We start from the raw sequence: 18,785 nt of genomic DNA, 5'->3' as shown, positions 1-18,785 counted from the left end.
GCTGCCCCCTTAGCGTTGATTGAGTTGTTCGTAACGGCGGACGTCTTCCAGCCAGCCGGCCCCGACGGGCACGTCGTGACGCAGGCAGTAACCTTCCCAGATAGCCTGCCACGGCAGCGACTTCTGCTCTTCCAGCAGCGCCAGCCGCGCGGTGTAATCCCCCGCCGCCTCCCGCTGCCGCAGCAGCTCGACCGGCTCCAGCAGCGCCCGCAGCAGCGCCTTGCGCACGTTGCGGGTGCCGATCACCCAGGCGGCGATGCGGTTGATCGACGCGTCGAAGAAGTCCAGGCCGATGTGAACCTTGTCGAACAGCTGATGGCGCACGATCTCCTGGGCGATCGCCTGGGTTTCGTCGTCCAGCAGCACCACATGGTCGCTGTCCCAGCGCACCGGGCGGCTGACGTGCAGCAACAGCCGCGGCACATACAGCATCGCGGTGGAAATCTTGTCGGAGATCACCTCGGTCGGATGGAAATGGCCGGCGTCGAGCGTCAGCGCGATCTGGCGGCTGGCGGCATAGCCCAGACAGAATTCGTTGGAGCCGACGGTGTAGCTCTCGGCGCCGATGCCGAACAGCTTGCTTTCCACCGCGTCGATGTGGTGGCGCGCATCCAGCGGCTCCGCGAGCACCTCATCCAGCGCGGTCATCAGCCGGCGCCGCGGCGCCAGGCGATCGACGGTCAGATCCTTCATGCCGTCCGGCACCCAGATGTTCATTACCGACGGCGTGCCGAGCTGCTCGCCAAAGTGGGCCGAGATGCGCCGGCTGGCCTGGCAATGCTCAATCCAGAAGCGGCGGATGGCCGGATCGGCGTGCGCCAGCGTGAAGCCGTCGCTGCTGAGCGGGTGCGAGAAGCAGCTCGGGTTGAAATCCAGTCCCAGGCCCTGGCTTTTGGCCCATTCCACCCAGTGGCTGAAGTGTCTGGGCTCAATGGCGTTGCGCTCGACCGGGCGCTCGCTTTCCAGATAGATCGCATGCAGGTTCAGCCGTTTCGGGCCGGGGATCAGTGAAAACGCCCGCTCCAGATCGGCGCGCAGCTGCGCGGCGTTGGTGGCGCGGCCGGGATAGCCGCCGGTGGCCTGGATGCCGCCGGTCAGCGCGCCCTGCGGGTTTTCGAAGCCGCGCACGTCGTCGCCCTGCCAGCAGTGGACGGAAATGGGCAGGCGATCGAGCAGGTCCAGCGCGCGCGCAACGTCGATGCCAAGATCGCTGAAGCGCTGTTTCGCCAGGTCAAACGCCTGTTCAATGGATCGGGTCATAAGCAAGGTTCCTTTGTCGACAGGCTGATAGCCTGGAATCGGTTGCGGTTGGCGACGAGTTCGCTGTCGGGATTGGGCGAAAACACCGCCGGCGTAAAGTTGCGGGCGACGATGCGGCGGAAAGCGGCGACGTCCGCCACCTCCCCCAGCGCGATCAGCTGGCAGCCCATATTGCCGAGGATCGAGGCTTCGACCGGGCCGGCATGCAGTTCGATGCCGCAGGCGTCGGCGCACAGCTGGTTGAGCAGCCGGTTCTGGCTGCCGCCGCCGACGATATGCAGGCGGCTGAAGGCGCCGCCGCGCAGCGTCTGCAGCTCCTCCAGCACCTGCCAATACAGCAGCGCCAGGCTGTCGAAGATGCAGCGCGCCAGCGCCGCGGCGCTTTGCGGCGCCGGCATGCCGTGGCTGAGGCAGGCGTCCTGGATCTCGCGCACCATGCTGGCCGGATTGATAAAACGCGGGTCGTTGGGGTCGATCAGCGCGCGGCAGCCCGGCAAGCGCGCCGCCTGGTCGATCAACGGCGGCAGTTCGGCTATCTCCAGCTCTTCGCACACCCGCTGCAGCAGCCACAGCCCCATGATGTTCTTCAGCACCCGAAAACGCCCCTCCGCGCCGCCTTCGTTGGTGACGTTGGCCGCCAGCGCCGCCGCGTCGGTATAGGGCCGGGCGCTTTCAAAGCCCATCAGCGACCAGGTGCCGGAGCTGAGGTAGGCGGCTTGCGCGTCCTGCAGCGGCGCGGCCAGCACCGCGCTGGCGGTGTCGTGGCTGGCGACGGCGATCACCGGGATCCGTCTGCCGGCGGCGCTGCGCCAATGCCCCAGCTGATTGCCCGGCGGCGTCGGTTTGCCGAACCACGCCGGCCGCGCGCCGGCCCATTCCAACAGCGCCGCATCCCACTCGCCGCTGCGGATGTTCAACAGCTGACTGGTGGTGGCGTTGGTGTATTCCCAGTTCAGCTGGCCGGTCAGCCGATAGTGCAAATAATCCGGCATCATCAGCAAGTGAGCGACGCGCGCCGCCTGCTGCGGATGGCGCTGCGTGAAAGCCCGCAGCTGATACAGGGTGTTGAACGGCAGAAACTGAATACCGGTGCGCCGGTAGATCTGCGCCGCGCCCAGCGCCCGGCTGGCCTGCTGCATCAGGCCGTGGGTGCGATCGTCGCGGTAGGCCACCGGCAGCCCGACCCGCTGCCCGTCGGCGTCCAGCAGCACATAGTCCACGCCCCAGGTGTCGACGCCGATGCTGTCCACGCCGATGTTCTCGGCGTCGAGCCGCTGCAGCCCCTGCAGGATCGCCCGCTCCAGCGCATCCACATCCCAGCAGTCATGGCCCTCGATGCGCCGCAGGCCGTTGCCGAAGCGCACCACTTCCCGCAGGGTGATTTCCTGTTGCTCCGGCCGGTAGCGGCAAAGCATCACCCGGCCGCTGGAGGCGCCGAGATCTATGGAGACAATATGGCGAAGTGTCATGGGCTTGCTCCTGATGAATCGATGGCGACAGTTTAAAACCCTGGGGAAACGGCACCTTATCGCCACTGCCAGTCTGGCGCCCGCGGCTGGCAATCAGGCAAAGATGAACGTGATGCGCTTCACGCTTTGCGCTTTTGGCCGCGGTGTGACCCGGCGCGCAATTTTGTCTTTTTCCGGCGCATTCTTGAAAAAATGACCGCCGGAGCGGCGCTGACGCGTCGTAATTTCAAGGCGGCCCGCCGACGCCTCCTCTAGTATTTGTTGCAAAATGGTTAACGGAGATGAAGAGATGGCAATGTTGCGCGGCAGTGACTTTTTCGCTTCAAGCCCTTACCCGGTGACGATCGAGCCGCGGGTCCCGCAGTCCGGCTTTCCCGAGCATCACCATGATTTTTACGAAATCGTGATCGTCGAGAGCGGCGCAGGCACCCACGTGCTCAACGGCCAGCCTCAGCCGCTGTACGGCGGCTGCATCTGTTTTGTCCGCGACAGCGATCGTCACCTCTATGAACAGACCGACAACCTGCATCTGACCAACGTGCTGTATCGCGGCCCCAACGCCTTTCGCTTTCTCTCCGGGCTGGATCAGCTGCTGCCGCAGGCGCAAAGCGCCCACTGGTGCATCAGCAGCAAGCTGCTGGAGCAGGTGCGCGCGGTGGTCACCCGGCTGGCGCAGACGCCCGCCGCCTTCGGCCTCGAACATCTGGCGCAGCAAGAGCTGTTGTTCATGCAGCTGCTGGTGTTGCTGCGTCAGGGATCCGTCGCCGCGGCCGCCGACGATCCCGAGGGCCGGCTGCGCCTGCTGCTGGACTGGTTGGCGGAGCACTACAGCGACGAAGTGGACTGGGATTGGCTGGCCGATCGCTTCTCGCTTTCGCTGCGCACCCTGCACCGCCAGCTCAAGAAGCACACCGGCAGCACGCCGCAGCGCTACCTTAATCGGCTGCGGCTGCTGCAGGCGCGCCAAATGCTGCGCCATGAGGATACGCGCATCACGGATATCGCCTACCGCTGCGGATTTGGTGACAGCAATCACTTTTCCACGCTTTTCAAGCGCGAGTTTGGCTGTTCACCCCGTACTATGCGACAAAACGACTTCTGACCCCGAGGTGTCCCGGTGAACTCCCCGCTGCTGCTGGCCAAAACAGATTATCTGCCCTCTGAGCTGATGCCGGTGGCGGTCGCCGATCGGGCGCCTCAGCCCTCGTTTCCGCCGCACACCCACGAATTCAGCGAGATAGTCATCGTCTGGCGCGGCAACGGCCTGCACGTGCTCAACGACCGGCCCTGGCGGGTCACCTGCGGCGACATCTTTTATATCCGCGATCGCGATTGCCACAGCTACGATTCGGTCCACGATCTGGTGTTGGACAATATTCTGTATTGTCCGGAGCGTTTCCGGTTGGCTATCGACTGGGCGGAGCTGCTGCCGCCCGACGTTCGGCAGCACCAGTCCCACTGGCGGCTGACCACCCGCGGCATGGCGCTGACGCGCGGCGTGATCCAGCAGCTGGCGCAGGAAAGCCGCAAGACCGACCAGCTGTCGATCCAGCTGACCGAAGCGCTGTTCCTGCAGCTGGCGCTGATCCTGCGTCGCCACCGTTACGCCCCCGAACAGCACGGCCAACTGCCCGAGGGGGAACAGCTGGATCTGCTGATGGCGGCGATCCAGGGCGATAACGGCGGGCGCTTCGAGCTGGGGGCGTTCTGCTTGCAGCATCGGCTGGCGGAGCGCGGGCTGAAGCAGCTGTTCCGCCAGCAGACCGGCATGACCATCGGCCACTATCAGCGCCAGCTGCAGCTGTGCCGGGCCAAATATTTGCTGCGCCGCAGCGACTGCCTGATCGGCGAGGTCGCCGCCCGCTGCGGCTTTGACGACAGCAACTACTTTTCGGTGGTGTTCACCCGGGAAACCGGCGTCACCCCCAGCGCCTGGCGCCAACGTTTTGAACGAGGCCGGCGCCCGACGGCGGAGGTGAAGCTGTGATCAGCCCGCCATGCCGAGGCCGACGATGTTGGCCGCCAGGATGATCACCAGGCAGCCGACGCTCAGCACCGCCACCGGACGTCGGCCGGCGTTGTTCCACTCCTTCAGCAGCAGGCCGACCAGGCCGCCGCACAGCACGTAGAAACTCATGTGCAGCATCCAGCTGATAAAATCATACTGCGCCGGAATGCGCGCGTGCCCCCAGGCGTAGAAGAAGAACTGCAGGTACCACATGGCGCCGCCCAGCAGCGAAAACAGCAGGTTGGCCAACAGCAGCGGTTTGGCGCGCGAGAAATCGACCCGCACCGACAGCTCCGGCTTGATAGCCAGACGTGCCAGGCAGTAACCCAGATTGATCAGCGCCCCGCCGCCCATGATCACCACGTAGCTGGGCAAGGCGACATACAGAGGATCGATGCCCAGCTGCGCCGCCGCCTGATGCATCGGCTTGGCCGCATCCATGGCGAACGACATGCCGGCGGAAAAAATCCCGCACAGCACCGCCAGCACCAGCCCCTTGCGCAGGTTGAACTCTTCGGCGCAGATGCCCATCGCCCGCTCCTTCAGCACCCCGGCCCAGCTGACGATCGCCACGCCGACCAGCGCCACCAGAACGCCCAGCAGCGTCATCAGCCCGCCGGCGGAGCCGAACAGCGCAACGAAGCGGCCCTGCAGCAGCGGCGTCATCAGCGTGCCGACCACCAGGGTGATGCCGATGGCGATGCCGATGCCCATCGACATGCCCAGATAGCGCATGGTCAGGCCGTAGTTCACGTTGCCGATGCCCCACATGGCGCCAAATAAAAACACCGGCAGCAGCGTGCTCGGGCTGAAAGAGCGGTAGTACTGCCAAAAATCCGGCAGCAGCAGCCAGCTGACGGCCCACGGCAGGATCAGCCAGGACATCAGCCCGCCGATCGACCACATGGTTTCCCATGACCATTGCCGCACCTGCTTGAACGGCGCATAAAAACAGGCGGCGCTGGCGGCGCCGACCAGATGCCACAGTATTCCCAACAGAATGACGTTATTCATTGTCATGCCTTCCTTCGTAGCGTGTAAGAGGACAAAAAAACGACACGAAGGAGTCTATCGGGCTTGCCTGCCCGCCAACCTTAGCCTGACTGCCAGCTCTGACGTAAGTTGGCAAAATACAAGGGGTGACGCCGGGCGGGATCACAGTTCCCCGCACTGACGCGCGGGCAATGCGAAAAATGGCGGCGGCGATCGGCGCGATCCGCGCAGGGCTGCCAGCCGCGCGCCTTCGGTGGCACTGGCGCAAAGGTTATTAACATCAGGAATTCATTAATCTGACAATTCGTTAATCACCATCCCCTGTGGAGCCCTGCCATGAATAATCCTCAAAAACGCATGTATATCGACGGCGAGTTCACCGTCGCCCGCAACGACCGCTGGATCGAGGTGATCAATCCCGCGACCGAACAGACCATCCTGCACATTCCGCAGGGCGACGCCGCCGACGTCGAGCGGGCGATCGACGCCGCCGCCCGCGCCCAGCCGGATTGGGAGGCGCTGCCGGCGGTGCGGCGCGGCCAGTGGCTGCGCGATATCGCCGCCGGCATTCGCCAGCGTGAGGCGGCGCTGAGCGCGATGATCGTCGCCGAAGGCGGCAAGACGGCGGCGCTGGCGAAAATCGAAGTGCTGTTCACCGCCGACTACCTGGACTACATGGCCGAGTGGGCGCGGCGCTATGAGGGCGAAATCATCCAGAGCGACCGCCCTGACGAAAACATCTTTATTTTCAAGAAGCCGATTGGCGTCACCGTCGGCATCTTGCCGTGGAACTTCCCGTTCTTCCTGATCGCCCGCAAGGCGGCGCCGGCGCTGCTGACCGGCAACACCATCGTCATCAAGCCCAGCGAGCTGACGCCGGGCAACGCGGTGATGTTTGCCGAGATCGTTCACCAAATCGGCCTGCCGAAAGGCGTGTTCAATCTGGTGACCGGCTACGGGCCGGAAGTGGGCCAGGCGCTGGCGGCCAGCCCGAAGGTCGGCATGGTCAGCCTGACCGGCAGCATCGGCGCCGGGGTCGCCACCCTGCGCGCCGCCGCCGACAACGTCACCAAGGTGTCGCTGGAGCTGGGCGGCAAAGCGCCGGCGATCGTGATGGCCGACGCCGATCTGGAGCTGGCGGTACGGGCCATCGTCAGTTCGCGGGTAATCAACAGCGGCCAGGTGTGCAACTGCGTGGAGCGCGTTTACGTGCAGCAGGCGATTTACCCGCAGTTTATCGCCCGGCTGACCGAGGCGCTGCGGCAGGTGACCTTCGGCGATCCGCAGCAGCGGAGCGGGCTGGACATGGGGCCGCTGATCAGCGCCGCCGCCTTGCAGCGGGTGGAGGACAAGGTGGCGCACGCCGTCAGCCAGGGCGCCGAGCTGGTGTTGGGCGGCAAGCGCGAGCCGGGAACCGGCTATTTCTTCCCGCCGACCCTGCTGACCCGGGTGCGGCAGGATATGGCGATCATGCATGAGGAAGTGTTCGGCCCGGTATTGCCGGTGGCCACCTTCGACACGCTGGACCAGGCGATCGCCATGGCCAACGACAGCGAGTACGGCCTGACGTCTTCGATCTTCACCCGTGACCTGAACGTGGCGATGACCGCGCTGAAGCGGCTTAAGTTCGGGGAGACCTATATCAACCGGGAGAACTTCGAGGCGATGCAGGGTTTCCACGCCGGCTGGCGCAAATCCGGCATCGGCGGCGCCGACGGCCGCCACGGGCTGGAGGAGTATCTGCAGACTCAGGTGGCCTACCTGCAATATCGATAGTCCCGCCCAGGCTAAAACCGCCCGGGCGGCGGTTTTAGCCGTTCGGGGCCGCCAGGCGTCGTTTATCCATCCTGCGGTACAGCGTGCTGCGCGAAATGCCGAGCGCCTTCGCCGCCAAACTCAGGTTGCCGTCGGCCTTCCTGATCGCCTCCTGCAGGTCCGGCGCGCCCGGCGCCGGTTTCGGCGGCGCGGTTATCGCCGGCGGCAGATCGTCGGGGGTGATGACGCCGCGGTCATCGGCCAGCGCCAGCAGCACCTTCAGGGTGCTCAGCAGCTGGCGCACGTTGCCCGGCCACGGGTAGCGCGCCATCAGGGCCAACGCCTCGGGCGACAAACGAATGCCGCGCCGCTCGCCGCCCAGCTCTCGCCACAGCTGCAGAATGAAGCGCTGCGGTTCCGCCCGCTCCCGGAGCGGCGCGACGTTCAGGCTGTATTCCTGAATGCGGTACAGCAGATCCTCACGAAACGCCCCCGCCTGCACCCGCTGGGCAAGATCGTGGTGGGTGGCGCAGATCAGCGAGAAATCGACGGCATAGGCGCTGCGGCTACCCAGCGGCGTCACCGTTTTTTCCTGCAGCACCCGCAGCAGCCGGGTTTGCAACGTCAACGGCATATCGCCAATTTCATCGAGGAACAGTACGCCGCCGTCGGCCTCCCTGATTTTGCCGAGATAGCCTTTGGGGTTGGCGCCGGTAAATGCGCCCGGCGCATAGCCGAACAGTTCGGATTCGATCAGCTGTTCCGGCAGCGCCGCGCAGTTGATCGCCACGAAGTTGCCGCGGCTCCAGCGGCTTTCCCGGTACAGCCGACGGCTAAAGTGCTCTTTGCCGCAGCCGGTCTCGCCGGTGATGCACAGCGCCAGCCCGGCGTTGAGGATGCGCAGCGCTTTCTGATGCTGTTGATCCTGTTTTTCCGCCGGCTGCGCGCGCGCGCCGACGGCGACTGAACCGCGCGGCGGCGCTTCCAGCAGCGAGTAGTAATGGCGGTCGTTGCAGGCCTGAGCCCGGCGCGGCGCACCGGACGGCTGCCGGGGCAGCAGCGGAAACAGGCTGGCGAAGCCGGTGGCGCCGAACGACGCCGGCGACAGGTTGAATTCCCGCATGGCGAGCCGGTTGGCGGCGATCAGCACCTCATCGCGGAACACCAGCAACAATTCCTGCGCGCTGCCGAGGCTGCGGGCGTCGGCATGCAGGCTGAGCGTCCAGTCGCGCGCGGAGACCAGGCTTTTCACCCAGCGGTGCTCGATATGCCTGACCGCCTGCAGGACCAGCGCTCGCGCATCGCGATAAGGATTTTGCGCCGGCGCCGAAATATCCAGCACGCCGGCAATCAGGCCGTCGGGGCGGTAAATCGGCGCCGCGGTGCAGTAAAGCCCGGCATTCTGCTTGAGAAAGTGCTGGTCGCCGTTCACCTCGCAAAACTCGCCGAGCGCCAGCGCGGTGCCGATGGCGTTGGTGCCCCGCGCCTGCTCGCCCCACAGGTTGCCGGGCGCCAGAGCGAAACGCGACGCCCGATGCAAAAAGTCCGTATTGCCGCAGGTTTCCAGCACCAGCCCGGCGGCGTCGGAGATCACGACGATCGACGGCTGGCGGTTGATTTCCGATCCCAGTTGCTCGATGAACGGCCGCGCCAGCTGCGGCACCCAGGCGTTTTCACCGCGCAGCTCGCTGAGCAAGGCCGGCTTGATAAAGGGGATGTGGTCGTCGGCGCGCGTCAGGCCGTAACGCCGGCTGCGCTGCCAGGATTCGTTCAGCGGGCTCGGGAGAAGCCGGTTATCACCGGCCGAAGCCTGGCCCGGGCGGGCCGCTCGCTCTTTCTGCAACATGCGCTTCTCCACCGAATAAGAATGTTGCAAGTTTGTATCACGACCGTGTATCAGGTGTTGCGACACGGGACACAAAAAATAACCGCCGGGCCTGGCGGATCGGAACGGCGAGGTAACGAAACTATTTTAACGACAAATCAATCGATTGATATTAAAGCATTTACTGAAATGAAGAGATAGGTGAAATCAATCTGGCATAGGGAATGCTTATGACTCACTGCGGCGACATGTCGCATTCGCAGGCGCAGCCCAATAGCGTCGGTTATCTTCTGCAGAGAGGTGCACAACATGAAATATGTCCATCCCGGTTTGCCTGGCTCGCTGGTTTCCTTCAAAAAGCGTTATGGCAATTACATTGGCGGCAAATTTGTCGAACCGGTTGCCGGCAACTACTTCACCAACACCTCCCCGGTGACCGGCCAACCGATCGCCGAGTTCCCGCGTTCGGACGCCAAAGATATCGAGCTGGCGCTGGATGCGGCGCATGCGGCGGCCGACGCCTGGGGCAAAACCAGCGTGCAGGAACGCGCCAACCTGCTGCTGGCCATCGCCGATCGCATCGAGTCGCGGCTGGAAATGCTGGCGCTGACGGAAACCTGGGACAACGGCAAACCGATCCGCGAAACCCTGAATGCCGATCTGCCGCTGGCGGTCGATCACTTCCGCTACTTCGCCGGCTGCCTGCGCGCGCAGGAAGGCAGCGCGGCCGAGATTGATCAGAACACCGTGGCCTACCATATCTATGAACCGCTGGGCGTGGTCGGCCAGATCATCCCCTGGAACTTCCCGCTGCTGATGGCCGCCTGGAAGCTGGCGCCGGCGCTGGCGGGCGGCAACTGCGTGGTGTTGAAACCGGCGGAGCAAACCCCGCTCGGCATCAGCGTGCTGATGGAGGAAATCGGCGATCTGCTGCCGCCGGGCGTGCTCAACGTGGTGCAGGGGTTCGGCGCCGAAGCCGGCGAGGCCCTGGCACGCAGCAAACGCATCGCGAAAATCGCCTTTACCGGTTCCACCCCGATAGGCCGGCGCATCCTCGCCTGTGCGGCGGAGAACATCATTCCCAGCACCGTCGAACTGGGCGGCAAATCGCCCAACATCTACTTTGAAGACATCATGCAGGCCGAACCGGAGTTTATCGACAAAGCGGTTGAAGGGCTGGTGCTGGGCTTCTTCAACCAGGGCGAAGTCTGCACCTGCCCTTCGCGCGCGCTGATCCAGGAATCCATTTACCCGCAGTTTATCGAGAAAGTGCTGGCGCGCATCGCCACCATTCGCCAGGGCGACCCCTTTGACACCGACACCATGATCGGCGCTCAGGCCTCGAAACAGCAGTACGACAAGATCCTGTCCTACATCGACATCGCCAAAAACGAAGGCGGCAAGATCGTCGCCGGCGGCGAACGCGTGACCCAGGGCGATGAACTGCAAAACGGTTTCTACCTGCAGCCGACGCTGATTACCGGCAACAACAGCATGCGTTTCTTCCGTGAAGAGATTTTCGGACCGGTGATCGGCGTGGCCAGCTTCAAGGACGAGGCCGAAGCGCTGGCGTTGGCCAACGACACCGAGTTTGGGCTGGGAGCCGGGCTGTGGACCCGCGACATCAACCGCGCCTATCGCATGGGCCGCGCCATCAAGGCCGGCCGCGTCTGGACCAACTGCTACCACCTGTACCCGGCGCACGCCGCGTTCGGCGGATACAAAAACTCCGGCATCGGGCGCGAGACCCACAAGGCGGCGCTGTCGCATTATCAACAGGTGAAAAACCTGCTGGTGAGTTACGACGCCAAGCCGCTGGGGCTGTTCTGATCGACGAAGGGCCACCGCTGGCGGTGGCCCTTCGTTGGCGGCGGCCGCAGTTACGCGGACAGGTCGATCACCATGCGGCCGCGGATTTTCCCCGACTTCATTTCTTCGAAGATGTCGTTGATGTCGCCCAACGGACGCTTGGTGACCTTCGGCGTCACCTTGCCTTCGGCGGCGAACTGGAACGCCTCTTTCAGATCTTCGCGGGTGCCCACCAGCGAGCCGACCACCTGAATGCCGTCCAGCACCAAACGCGGAATGCTCAGATCCATGTTCTCCGGCGGCAGCCCCACGGCCACCACTTTACCGCCGGCGCGCACCGCATTCACCGCCGAGTTGAAGGCCGATTTGGCCACCGCGGTAACGACCGCGGCATGGGCGCCGCCCACCTGCCGCTGGATAATTTCTTCGGCGTTTTGGTGCTGCGGATTGATGGTCAGGTCCGCGCCGATTTCTTTGGCGAAGTCCAACTGGCCGTCGTTGACGTCAATGGCGATCACCTTGGCGTTGAACACGTTCCTGGCGTACTGCAGCGCCAGGTTGCCCAAGCCGCCGAGGCCGTAGATGGCGATCCACTGGCCTGGCTGGATGCCGGAAATCTTCACCGCCTTGTAGGTGGTCACCCCGGCGCAGGTGATGCTGCTGGCGGCGAACGAGTCCAGGCCGTCCGGCACTTTTACCGCGTAGTCCGCCACCACGATGCACTCTTCCGCCATGCCGCCGTCTACGCTGTAGCCGGCGTTTTTGACCGCGCGGCACAGCGTCTCGTTGCCGCTGACGCAGTATTCGCAGTGGCCGCAGCCCTGATAGAACCAGGCGACGCTGGCTCTGTCGCCAACCTTCAACGAGGTGACGCCGTCACCGACCGCGCTGACCACCCCAATGCCTTCATGGCCGAGCGTAATGCCGGGAACTTCGCCAAAATCGCCATTTTTAACGTGCAGATCGGTATGGCACACCCCGCAGCACTCCATCCTCAGCGCCGCTTCGCCGTGCTTCAGCGGGCGAAGCTGTTTGTCCTGAATGTCCACGGTATGGTTTTTGGTCACTACGGCAGCTTTCATGGTGGTTTCCTCAGCTGAAATGAAAAGGTCACCTGTAACTGTAGTGACTGAGTCACCAGAGGGCAAATCGGGTATTTTTATGTAAAAACAAATAATTAAATATGAAAGATTTTGTCGTTTCCTTGAGGGGCAACCCACAGAGCGGCCAATTGACAAAGACGGGTGCGGCATCCGATGATAGCGGCAACGTTAATTTGCCGGCGACCCTACGATGAAAACCGCCCCTGCCGTTACCATTCATTACTGTTCACAATGCAACTGGCTGCTGCGCGCCGGCTGGATGGCGCAAGAGCTGCTCAGCACCTTCGGCGACGATCTCGCCTCCGTCACGCTGATGCCCGGCACCGGCGGGGTGTACCAAATCAGCGTCGGCGGCGTGATGATCTGGGATCGAAAAATAGACGGCGGCTTTCCCGATGCGGCGCAGCTGAAACAGCGCCTGCGCGACCACTGCTTTCCCGATCGCTCGCTCGGCCATAACGACGGCAAAAGCGCCAAGCATTGAGCCCGCTTAGCGGCCGGGGGCCTGAACCTCTCCCCGGCGCGGCGCCGGGGAGGATTTCAATTCGGCTGCTGAGCGCGCATGAAGCGGGAGCGCCAGGGTTTCAGCACCCACAGCGCCAATCCGGCGGTGATAAAGTCCAGCGCAATCGCGCAGCCGAAGACCACATGCCAACCCTGAGTGTGCTGATACAGCAGCGCCGCCAGAGGGCCGCCGAAAATCGAACCTATGCCCTGCGACATATACAGCCAGCCGTAGTTGGCGGTCGCATTTTGGCTGCCGAAGGTGTCGGTCAGCGTCGAGGGGAACAGCGAGAAGATTTCCCCCCAGCCGAAGAACACCACGCCGGACAACAGCACAAACAGCAGCGGATCCTCACGGCACATCAGCCACAGCGTCATTGCGCAGCCTTCCAGCGCGAAGGCGATGAACATGGTCTTTTCCCGCCCATAGCGGTCGGAGATAAAGCCAAACAGCGGCCGCGTCAGCCCGTTGGTAAATCTGTCGATGGTCAGCGCCAGCGGCAGCGCCGCCATGCCGAACACCACCGCGCCGCTGATGCCGAAGTCATGGGCGAACACCGCCATTTGCGAGGTCACCATCAGCCCGGACGTGGACATCATCGCCATCATCAGGAACATCAGCCAGAATAGCGGCTGCCGCAGCATTTCCCGCGAGGCGAACTGTCGCTTGCCCTGTTCGAGCCTGACGCTGCCGGGCAGCGAAGCGGCATTGGCCGGCACCCTCAGCCCCTGGCTCGCCAGCAACCCGACCAACGCAAACGCGCCGCCGAAGACCATCATCGTCTGCTCCACGCCGTAGCTGCCCAATGAGAGGGAAATGGGGAATGTGGTCAGGATCGCCCCCATGCCGTAGCCCGCCGCGACCGCCCCGGCGGCGAAACCGCGATTGTCGGGGAACCATTTCACCATCAGCCCGACGATGCCGACGTACACGATGCCGGTGCCCAGGCCGCCCAAACAGCCGTAGACCACATACAGCGCCAGCAAACCGTTGACCTGCGATGACAGCACCCAGCTGAGCCCGGCCAGCAGCGTGCCGAGGGAAATCAGCCGGCGCGGGCCGAAGCGATCGATCAGTTTGCCCTGGAACGGCGAAAAAAAGGTTTGCAGAATAATCAGCAACGAGAACGTCACCTGCAGTTCAGGCAACCCCACGCCCAATTTCGCCGTCAGCGGCCCGGTCAGCAGCGTCCAGACATATTGCGGGCTCGATATTGAAGCCATGCAAATCAACCCGAGCAACAGCTGGGTCCATTTGCCGTATTTGCTCGCCTGCAGCGATTCGGTCAGTACCGTCATTATTTATTTCTCCCCGAGTGCGAATGTCATTACCGCGCCGCAGCGGCGGAGCCGATGCGATTGGCGCTTTATCGTATTTTTGACGTCGTGCGGCGATAGCCGCAGAAACTCAGGAAGCAGCAATCATGCCACCCCGACGACAGGGAAAATAAACAAGCCAGATATCAATTGGTTATATTAATATTCAATTATAATTAAATGGCCATTAATAAATTCGTTAAATATTCCCAGCCATAATGCACCGCCGTAGTGCCGAAATAGTCAATTGACGCACCAGTATATTCGTTAATTCGGGCCATTAATGAATTAAATAAATAGCTTTATTATTCCGCTCGCTTTATTTAACCCTTAATTGCCGTATCCCTGTGCGCAACGCCGCCCTCCCTCGGCGCGCCCTTTCCCCTTCATGCCGGTTGATTTCTCCCGGCCCATCTGAGCTATACTGTGGGCCCTTTGGTAACAAACTCAGATAACTATGGAACGTTTGATAGAAAACGCGATGTACGCCTCACGCTGGCTGCTCGCCCCGGTCTATTTCGGCCTGTCGCTGGCGTTGATCGCCCTGTCGATCAAATTCTTTCAGGAAATTCTCCACGTCCTGCCCAATATCTTCGCGGTGGCCGAAGCGGATCTGATCCTGACCCTGCTGTCGCTGGTCGACATGGCGTTGGTTGGCGGCCTGCTGGTGATGGTGATGTTCTCGGGTTACGAGAACTTCGTCTCGCAACTGGATATCAACGAAGGGAAAGAGAAGCTGAGCTGGCTGGGGAAAATGGACGCCACCTCGCTGAAAAACAAAGTGGCGGCCTCCATCGTCGCCATCTCCTCCATTCACCTGCTGCGGGTGTTTATGGACGCCAAAAACGTGCCGGACAACAAGCTGATGTGGTACGTGATCATCCACCTCACCTTCGTGCTTTCCGCCTTCGTCATGGGCTACCTGGACAAGGTCACCCGTTCCAAACCCTGACCCCTTCCCGCACCCGGCCGTCGCCGGGTGACTTTCACCTCGCCTTCTCGCCGCATCGCTTTTTCATCTGGCACATTCAATGATAATTTTATTATAATGTTATTACACTCCACTTAGACTGATGCCGGCAGCCTGGCCGGCGTCGCTCCGCTGACAGGACCGGAATCACCCATGCCGCTGAATGGTAACCCACTGCAATTTCAGGATATTCAATCTATCCTGCCTCATCGGTACCCCTGTCTGTTGGTCGACCGCGTGCTGGCCGCAGGCACCTGCGTCGCAGAAGGACGCCTGAGCGCCATCAAAAACGTCACCGCCAACGATCCGGCGCTTTGGCCTGCCGGCGGCGCCTTTCCGGGGGTATTGATGGTCGAAGCGCTGGCGCAGAGCACCGGCCTGCTGGCGCATTATTTCCTCGGCGCGCTGCAGGAAGGAGAGCACTATTACTTTGCCGCCATTCAGCGGGCGCGGTTTTATCGGGCCGCGCACCCCGGCGATCGGGTCCATCTGGCGGTGACCTTCGTGCGCAAGCGCGGCGCGATCGCGCGCTTCCGCGGGCTGGCCACCGTTGATGGCCGCCGGATCTGCTGCGCAGATTTTATGTGCGCCCGCAAATAGACCCACAGGAGCCACAGCAAAACCATGTCTCTGGTTGACAGCTTACTCAGCACCCTCGATTTCTCGCCGCGCGGCCAGGTGATCGCCCGCCTGGAAGACGCCTGCGGCGAGATTATCGTCTCTGACCACAAAGACTACCGCACGCTGCGTTTCGACGGCATCTGCGAGCAGAGCAAAATGAGCCTCAGCAATCCGGCGCTGCCGATCCACAACTACATCAAGGCGATGCTGATGGCGGTCGCCTGGCAGCCGCCGGCGTCGGCGCTGATCCTCGGCCTGGGCGGCGGCAGCCTGGTGCGCGCGCTGCACGCCAGCGATGCGCATATGCGGCTGGAGGTGGTCGAGCTGCGCGCCGCGGTGGTGTCGGTCGCCGAACGTTACTTTACCCTGCCCGGCGCCGATGCCGTCGCGCTGCACACCGCCGATGCGGTGGAGTTTGTGCGCACCGCGCATGGGCGGCGCTATGACCTGATTTTTTCCGATCTCTACTCGGCCTTCGCCATGGATCCTCAGCAGGGCAGCCAGAGTTTTCTGGAGAACTGCGCCGCCCGACTGAACGACGGCGGCTGGCTGGTGTTGAACTATCATGAAGTGCCCCATGCCGATACCCTGCTGTATCACAGTCTGCATCGGGTTTTTGACAGCGTGCTGTTCTGCGTCGCACCGAGCGGCAACGTGATCATTTACGCGTCGCCGGCGCGCGTCACCTTGCCGCTGAGCCAACTGCGCGAGCTGGCGCGCGCCAGCGGGGAAATCTTCGGCTGCGATCTGGGCTACCTGTCGCGCAAAATAGAACGGCTGCATTTCAACTGAGCACCGGCAATGCAGCGCGGTTGGCCGATTCGGTCACGTGGTATTATCATTTAATTATCATTCTCTGGAGGACCCTGATGGAAAAGAAAACGGCGCGGCTGACCATACTGATCGACCCGGACAAGAAAAAAGCCCTGGAAGAACTGTGCCTGCAGCAGGATGTCACGCCCTCCCAGGTGGTCCGCCAGCTGATCCGCGATTACCTGCAAAAACATCAGGTGGATTACCCCAGCCAGCCGACGCGCGCCAATCCGCGCGTCGACAACGCCTGACTGTTTACCCGGCCGGCGAGCGCTTCCCCTGCGGGAAACCGTGGCGGCTGGCCGAATAAGCGATCCCCAACCCGATCAGCGCCATCGCCAGCGCCGCCCAGGGGAACGACAGCACGCCGAAATGCCCCAGCAGCAGGCCGCCCAGCATGCCACCCGCGGCTATCGCGCCATTCCAGATAACCACGTTCATCGACAGCGCCGCGTCTGCGCCTTCGCCGGCGCTGTCCGCCAGCGCGGTCTGCAACAGCGTGGCCGCGCCGCCGAAGCTCAGGCCCCAGAAGGCGACCGCTCCCCATACCAGCTGCGGCGAGCGCAGGGATAACCCCAGCAGCAGCGTGGCGGCGGCGAAAACGCCGAGGCTCAGCAACACCGACCGGCGCAGATGACCGTCGACGGTGCGCCCGGTCAGCCAGATGCCGCCCAGCGCCGCCAGGCCAAACACCAGCAGCACCGCGTCGACATCGGCGCTCAACCCGGCCGGGGCCACCAGGGGCGCGACATAGGTATACAGCAGGTTATGCGCCAGCATCCAGCACATCACCACCGCCAGCACCGGCCGCACGCCGGGCGTGCGCCAGACGCGGCGCAGCGGCAGGCGCCTGGCGCCGGCTTGCCCCGGGTAGTCCGGCACCTTCAGCACCACCCACGCCATTAATATCACCGACAGCAGCGACATGGCGCCGAACGCCGCGCGCCAGCCGATGGCCGCCCCCAACCAGGTGCCGAGCGGCACGCCAAGGGAAAGCGCTACCGGCGTGCCGACCATCGCCACCGCCATCGCTTTGCCCTGCTGCGGCGGCGCTACCATGCGGCGGGCGTAACCGGCCAACAGGCTCCAGGCCAGCCCCGCCGATGCGCCGGCCAAAAAACGCGCCAGCAGCGTCAGGGCAAAGCTGGAAGACCAGGCGGTAATCGAGTTGAAAATCAGAAAGCCGGCGATGGTCAGCAACAGCACGTTGCGGCGCCGCCAGCCCTGGGTGGCGAGCGTCAACGGGATCGCCGCCAGCAAGGATCCCAACGCATAGGCCGTCACCATCTGGCCGGCCAGCGCCGGCGATACCTGCAGACCCGGCGCAATTTGCGGCAGCAAGCCGGCGGGCAGCGTCTCGGTCGCGATGCAGATGAAACCGGTCATGGCCAACGCCAACAGCGCCGCCAGCGGGAAATGCGCGTCTTCACGCGGCGGCGATAACGGGTCACAACAAGGGGAAGTCTGGCTCATGGCGCCTCTTTATATACTGATCGGTATAAATATGGGTAAATTTAAGCCGCGTCGGATAAATCCACCCCCTGACGCGGCCGTTACGGGCCAATTGATTTATATATCGATTGGTATAATAATGCTAAGCAGACGGCATCAGGCTGTCAATCACATTTATAGCGATCGGTATAAATATTGGGAGGCCGCTATGGCACAAATGGGACGCCCACGCCGGTTCGACCGCGATGAAGCGGTACGACAGGCGCTGCACCTTTTCTGGCAGCATGGCTACGAATCCACCTCGCTGGCTCAGCTTAAGGCGCATATCGGCGGCGGCATCACCGCACCCAGTTTCTACGCGGCCTTTGGTTCCAAAGAAGCGCTGTTCCGCGAAGCGGTAGCCTGCTACCTCGACAGCCACGGCCGGGTCAACGACGCGCTGTGGGATGAATCGCTGCCGCCGCGCCGGGCGATTGAAATTTCGCTGCGGCGGTCGGTCAACATGCAGTGCGGAGCGGATCATCCCAAGGGCTGCATGGTGGCGCTGGGGGTGATGGCCGGCGGCGCAGAGGACGCCGCGGTGCTGCAGCCGCTGGCGGACTCGCGCCGGCGCACGCTGAACGGTTTTATATTCTGCGTCGAACGCGGCATCGCCGCCGGCGAACTGGCGGCCGACGTTCAGCCCGCCGTGCTGGCGACCGTTTTCGACAGTTTCCTGCTCGGCGTTTCCACCCTGGCCCGCGACGGCGTCAGCCACCAGGCGCTGGACGATGCGGTAACCCGCCTGCTGTCGGTATGGGATGCGCATCGCCCGAACGACTAGCCGGCGACATATCAGGAATGCTGCTAATGTTGTCATCACTACACCATGACCGAGAGGGATCAG

At 63.1% G+C, this 18,785-nt stretch carries 18 protein-coding genes; 11 read left to right on the top strand and 7 right to left on the bottom strand.

Annotated elements, in window-relative coordinates; translation table 11 throughout:
* Positions 1-9: 9 nt before the first annotated feature.
* Together CKW09_RS12330 and rhaB are read right to left on the bottom strand one after the other, a co-directional pair.
* Positions 10-1,260 carry an L-rhamnose isomerase gene (locus tag CKW09_RS12330; protein WP_095097517.1) on the bottom strand — a complete coding sequence of 417 codons (1,251 nt, stop codon included), beginning with the start codon at positions 1,258-1,260 and terminating at the stop codon, positions 10-12.
* Positions 1,257-2,729: a rhamnulokinase gene (rhaB, locus tag CKW09_RS12325; RefSeq protein WP_061795316.1), complete on the bottom strand. Its 1,473-nt coding sequence runs from the start codon at positions 2,727-2,729 to the stop codon at positions 1,257-1,259. Before rhaB ends, CKW09_RS12330 begins: the two co-directional genes overlap by 4 nt.
* Between rhaB and CKW09_RS12320 the strand changes: the two genes are divergently transcribed.
* The 3 genes from CKW09_RS12320 (at position 2,728) to rhaR (ending at position 4,716) form a co-directional block, all read left to right on the top strand.
* The gene (locus CKW09_RS12320; RefSeq protein ID WP_061795317.1) at positions 2,728-2,925 is read left to right on the top strand and encodes a hypothetical protein; all 198 of its coding nucleotides are present in this window, start codon (positions 2,728-2,730) and stop codon (positions 2,923-2,925) included. The genes rhaB and CKW09_RS12320 overlap by 2 nt on opposite strands.
* A 93-nt stretch (positions 2,926-3,018) precedes the next feature.
* A complete protein-coding gene (rhaS, locus tag CKW09_RS12315) occupies positions 3,019-3,831 on the top strand; it encodes an HTH-type transcriptional activator RhaS (RefSeq protein WP_061795318.1) in 813 nt (270 codons plus the stop codon).
* A gap of 66 nt (positions 3,832-3,897) precedes the next feature.
* On the top strand, positions 3,898-4,716 hold the full coding sequence (gene rhaR / locus CKW09_RS12310; protein ID WP_231922162.1) for an HTH-type transcriptional activator RhaR: 819 nt from the start codon (positions 3,898-3,900) through the stop codon (positions 4,714-4,716).
* Here rhaR and rhaT read toward each other — a convergent pair whose 3' ends face one another.
* Positions 4,717-5,751, bottom strand: coding sequence for an L-rhamnose/proton symporter RhaT (gene rhaT / locus CKW09_RS12305; protein ID WP_095097512.1), 1,035 nt, complete (start codon positions 5,749-5,751; stop codon positions 4,717-4,719).
* 315 nt (positions 5,752-6,066) lie between these two features.
* On the opposite strand from rhaT, the gene aldA reads away from it, so the two are divergent.
* Positions 6,067-7,506 carry an aldehyde dehydrogenase gene (gene aldA / locus CKW09_RS12300; RefSeq protein ID WP_095097509.1) on the top strand — a complete coding sequence of 480 codons (1,440 nt, stop codon included), beginning with the start codon at positions 6,067-6,069 and terminating at the stop codon, positions 7,504-7,506.
* Positions 7,507-7,540: 34 nt separating this feature from the next.
* Here aldA and CKW09_RS12295 read toward each other — a convergent pair whose 3' ends face one another.
* Positions 7,541-9,331, bottom strand: coding sequence for a sigma-54-dependent Fis family transcriptional regulator (locus tag CKW09_RS12295; RefSeq protein WP_095097505.1), 1,791 nt, complete (start codon positions 9,329-9,331; stop codon positions 7,541-7,543).
* 288 nt (positions 9,332-9,619) lie between these two features.
* On the opposite strand from CKW09_RS12295, the gene exaC reads away from it, so the two are divergent.
* Positions 9,620-11,140, top strand: a complete 1,521-nt coding sequence (gene exaC / locus CKW09_RS12290) for an acetaldehyde dehydrogenase ExaC (RefSeq protein ID WP_061795322.1) — start codon at positions 9,620-9,622, stop codon at positions 11,138-11,140.
* A gap of 50 nt (positions 11,141-11,190) precedes the next feature.
* Here exaC and adhP read toward each other — a convergent pair whose 3' ends face one another.
* Positions 11,191-12,201 carry an alcohol dehydrogenase AdhP gene (gene adhP / locus CKW09_RS12285; RefSeq protein ID WP_061795323.1) on the bottom strand — a complete coding sequence of 337 codons (1,011 nt, stop codon included), beginning with the start codon at positions 12,199-12,201 and terminating at the stop codon, positions 11,191-11,193.
* A gap of 211 nt (positions 12,202-12,412) precedes the next feature.
* Here adhP and CKW09_RS12280 point away from each other — a divergent pair, with 211 nt between their 5' ends.
* Complete coding sequence (locus CKW09_RS12280) at positions 12,413-12,706, top strand: SelT/SelW/SelH family protein (RefSeq protein ID WP_061795324.1); 294 nt, start codon at positions 12,413-12,415, stop codon at positions 12,704-12,706.
* A gap of 56 nt (positions 12,707-12,762) precedes the next feature.
* Here CKW09_RS12280 and oxlT read toward each other — a convergent pair whose 3' ends face one another.
* A complete protein-coding gene (gene oxlT, locus CKW09_RS12275) occupies positions 12,763-14,025 on the bottom strand; it encodes an oxalate/formate MFS antiporter (RefSeq protein WP_095097502.1) in 1,263 nt (420 codons plus the stop codon).
* A gap of 475 nt (positions 14,026-14,500) precedes the next feature.
* Between oxlT and CKW09_RS12270 the strand changes: the two genes are divergently transcribed.
* From CKW09_RS12270 to CKW09_RS12255, 4 genes are all read left to right on the top strand, one after another.
* Positions 14,501-14,995 (top strand): TIGR00645 family protein, encoded by a 495-nt coding sequence (locus CKW09_RS12270; RefSeq protein ID WP_061795326.1) that lies wholly within the window; start codon positions 14,501-14,503, stop codon positions 14,993-14,995.
* A gap of 171 nt (positions 14,996-15,166) precedes the next feature.
* Positions 15,167-15,613 (top strand): 3-hydroxyacyl-ACP dehydratase FabZ, encoded by a 447-nt coding sequence (gene fabZ, locus CKW09_RS12265; protein ID WP_095097499.1) that lies wholly within the window; start codon positions 15,167-15,169, stop codon positions 15,611-15,613.
* 24 nt (positions 15,614-15,637) lie between these two features.
* On the top strand, positions 15,638-16,426 hold the full coding sequence (locus CKW09_RS12260) for a spermidine synthase (RefSeq protein WP_095097496.1): 789 nt from the start codon (positions 15,638-15,640) through the stop codon (positions 16,424-16,426).
* Positions 16,427-16,503: 77 nt separating this feature from the next.
* Positions 16,504-16,698, top strand: a complete 195-nt coding sequence (locus CKW09_RS12255) for a ribbon-helix-helix protein, CopG family (RefSeq protein ID WP_061795329.1) — start codon at positions 16,504-16,506, stop codon at positions 16,696-16,698.
* Positions 16,699-16,702: 4 nt separating this feature from the next.
* On the opposite strand, the gene CKW09_RS12250 is transcribed toward CKW09_RS12255, so the two are convergent.
* Positions 16,703-17,920 (bottom strand): MFS transporter, encoded by a 1,218-nt coding sequence (locus tag CKW09_RS12250; RefSeq protein ID WP_095097493.1) that lies wholly within the window; start codon positions 17,918-17,920, stop codon positions 16,703-16,705.
* 187 nt (positions 17,921-18,107) lie between these two features.
* Between CKW09_RS12250 and CKW09_RS12245 the strand changes: the two genes are divergently transcribed.
* Complete coding sequence (locus tag CKW09_RS12245) at positions 18,108-18,722, top strand: TetR/AcrR family transcriptional regulator (RefSeq protein WP_061795331.1); 615 nt, start codon at positions 18,108-18,110, stop codon at positions 18,720-18,722.
* Positions 18,723-18,785: the final 63 nt, after the last annotated feature.

The organism is Serratia ficaria (genome assembly GCF_900187015.1).
Taxonomy (GTDB): Bacteria; Pseudomonadota; Gammaproteobacteria; order Enterobacterales; family Enterobacteriaceae; genus Serratia; species Serratia ficaria.
The sequence above is the reverse complement of the archived record's forward strand: the minus strand, read 5'-3'. Positions and strand labels throughout refer to the sequence as shown.

Coding starts and splice junctions, on each gene's coding strand:
- rhaT (WP_095097512.1), bottom strand. CDS start 5,751: ATGAATAACGTCATTCTGTTGGGAATACTGTGGCATCTGGTCGGCGCC.
- rhaS (WP_061795318.1), top strand. CDS start 3,019: ATGGCAATGTTGCGCGGCAGTGACTTTTTCGCTTCAAGCCCTTACCCG.
- CKW09_RS12295 (WP_095097505.1), bottom strand. CDS start 9,331: ATGTTGCAGAAAGAGCGAGCGGCCCGCCCGGGCCAGGCTTCGGCCGGT.
- aldA (WP_095097509.1), top strand. CDS start 6,067: ATGAATAATCCTCAAAAACGCATGTATATCGACGGCGAGTTCACCGTC.
- CKW09_RS12280 (WP_061795324.1), top strand. CDS start 12,413: ATGAAAACCGCCCCTGCCGTTACCATTCATTACTGTTCACAATGCAAC.
- CKW09_RS12250 (WP_095097493.1), bottom strand. CDS start 17,920: ATGAGCCAGACTTCCCCTTGTTGTGACCCGTTATCGCCGCCGCGTGAA.
- fabZ (WP_095097499.1), top strand. CDS start 15,167: ATGCCGCTGAATGGTAACCCACTGCAATTTCAGGATATTCAATCTATC.
- CKW09_RS12270 (WP_061795326.1), top strand. CDS start 14,501: ATGGAACGTTTGATAGAAAACGCGATGTACGCCTCACGCTGGCTGCTC.
- CKW09_RS12260 (WP_095097496.1), top strand. CDS start 15,638: ATGTCTCTGGTTGACAGCTTACTCAGCACCCTCGATTTCTCGCCGCGC.
- oxlT (WP_095097502.1), bottom strand. CDS start 14,025: ATGACGGTACTGACCGAATCGCTGCAGGCGAGCAAATACGGCAAATGG.
- CKW09_RS12255 (WP_061795329.1), top strand. CDS start 16,504: ATGGAAAAGAAAACGGCGCGGCTGACCATACTGATCGACCCGGACAAG.
- adhP (WP_061795323.1), bottom strand. CDS start 12,201: ATGAAAGCTGCCGTAGTGACCAAAAACCATACCGTGGACATTCAGGAC.
- CKW09_RS12320 (WP_061795317.1), top strand. CDS start 2,728: ATGGGCTTGCTCCTGATGAATCGATGGCGACAGTTTAAAACCCTGGGG.
- exaC (WP_061795322.1), top strand. CDS start 9,620: ATGAAATATGTCCATCCCGGTTTGCCTGGCTCGCTGGTTTCCTTCAAA.
- CKW09_RS12330 (WP_095097517.1), bottom strand. CDS start 1,260: ATGACCCGATCCATTGAACAGGCGTTTGACCTGGCGAAACAGCGCTTC.
- CKW09_RS12245 (WP_061795331.1), top strand. CDS start 18,108: ATGGCACAAATGGGACGCCCACGCCGGTTCGACCGCGATGAAGCGGTA.
- rhaR (WP_231922162.1), top strand. CDS start 3,898: ATGCCGGTGGCGGTCGCCGATCGGGCGCCTCAGCCCTCGTTTCCGCCG.
- rhaB (WP_061795316.1), bottom strand. CDS start 2,729: ATGACACTTCGCCATATTGTCTCCATAGATCTCGGCGCCTCCAGCGGC.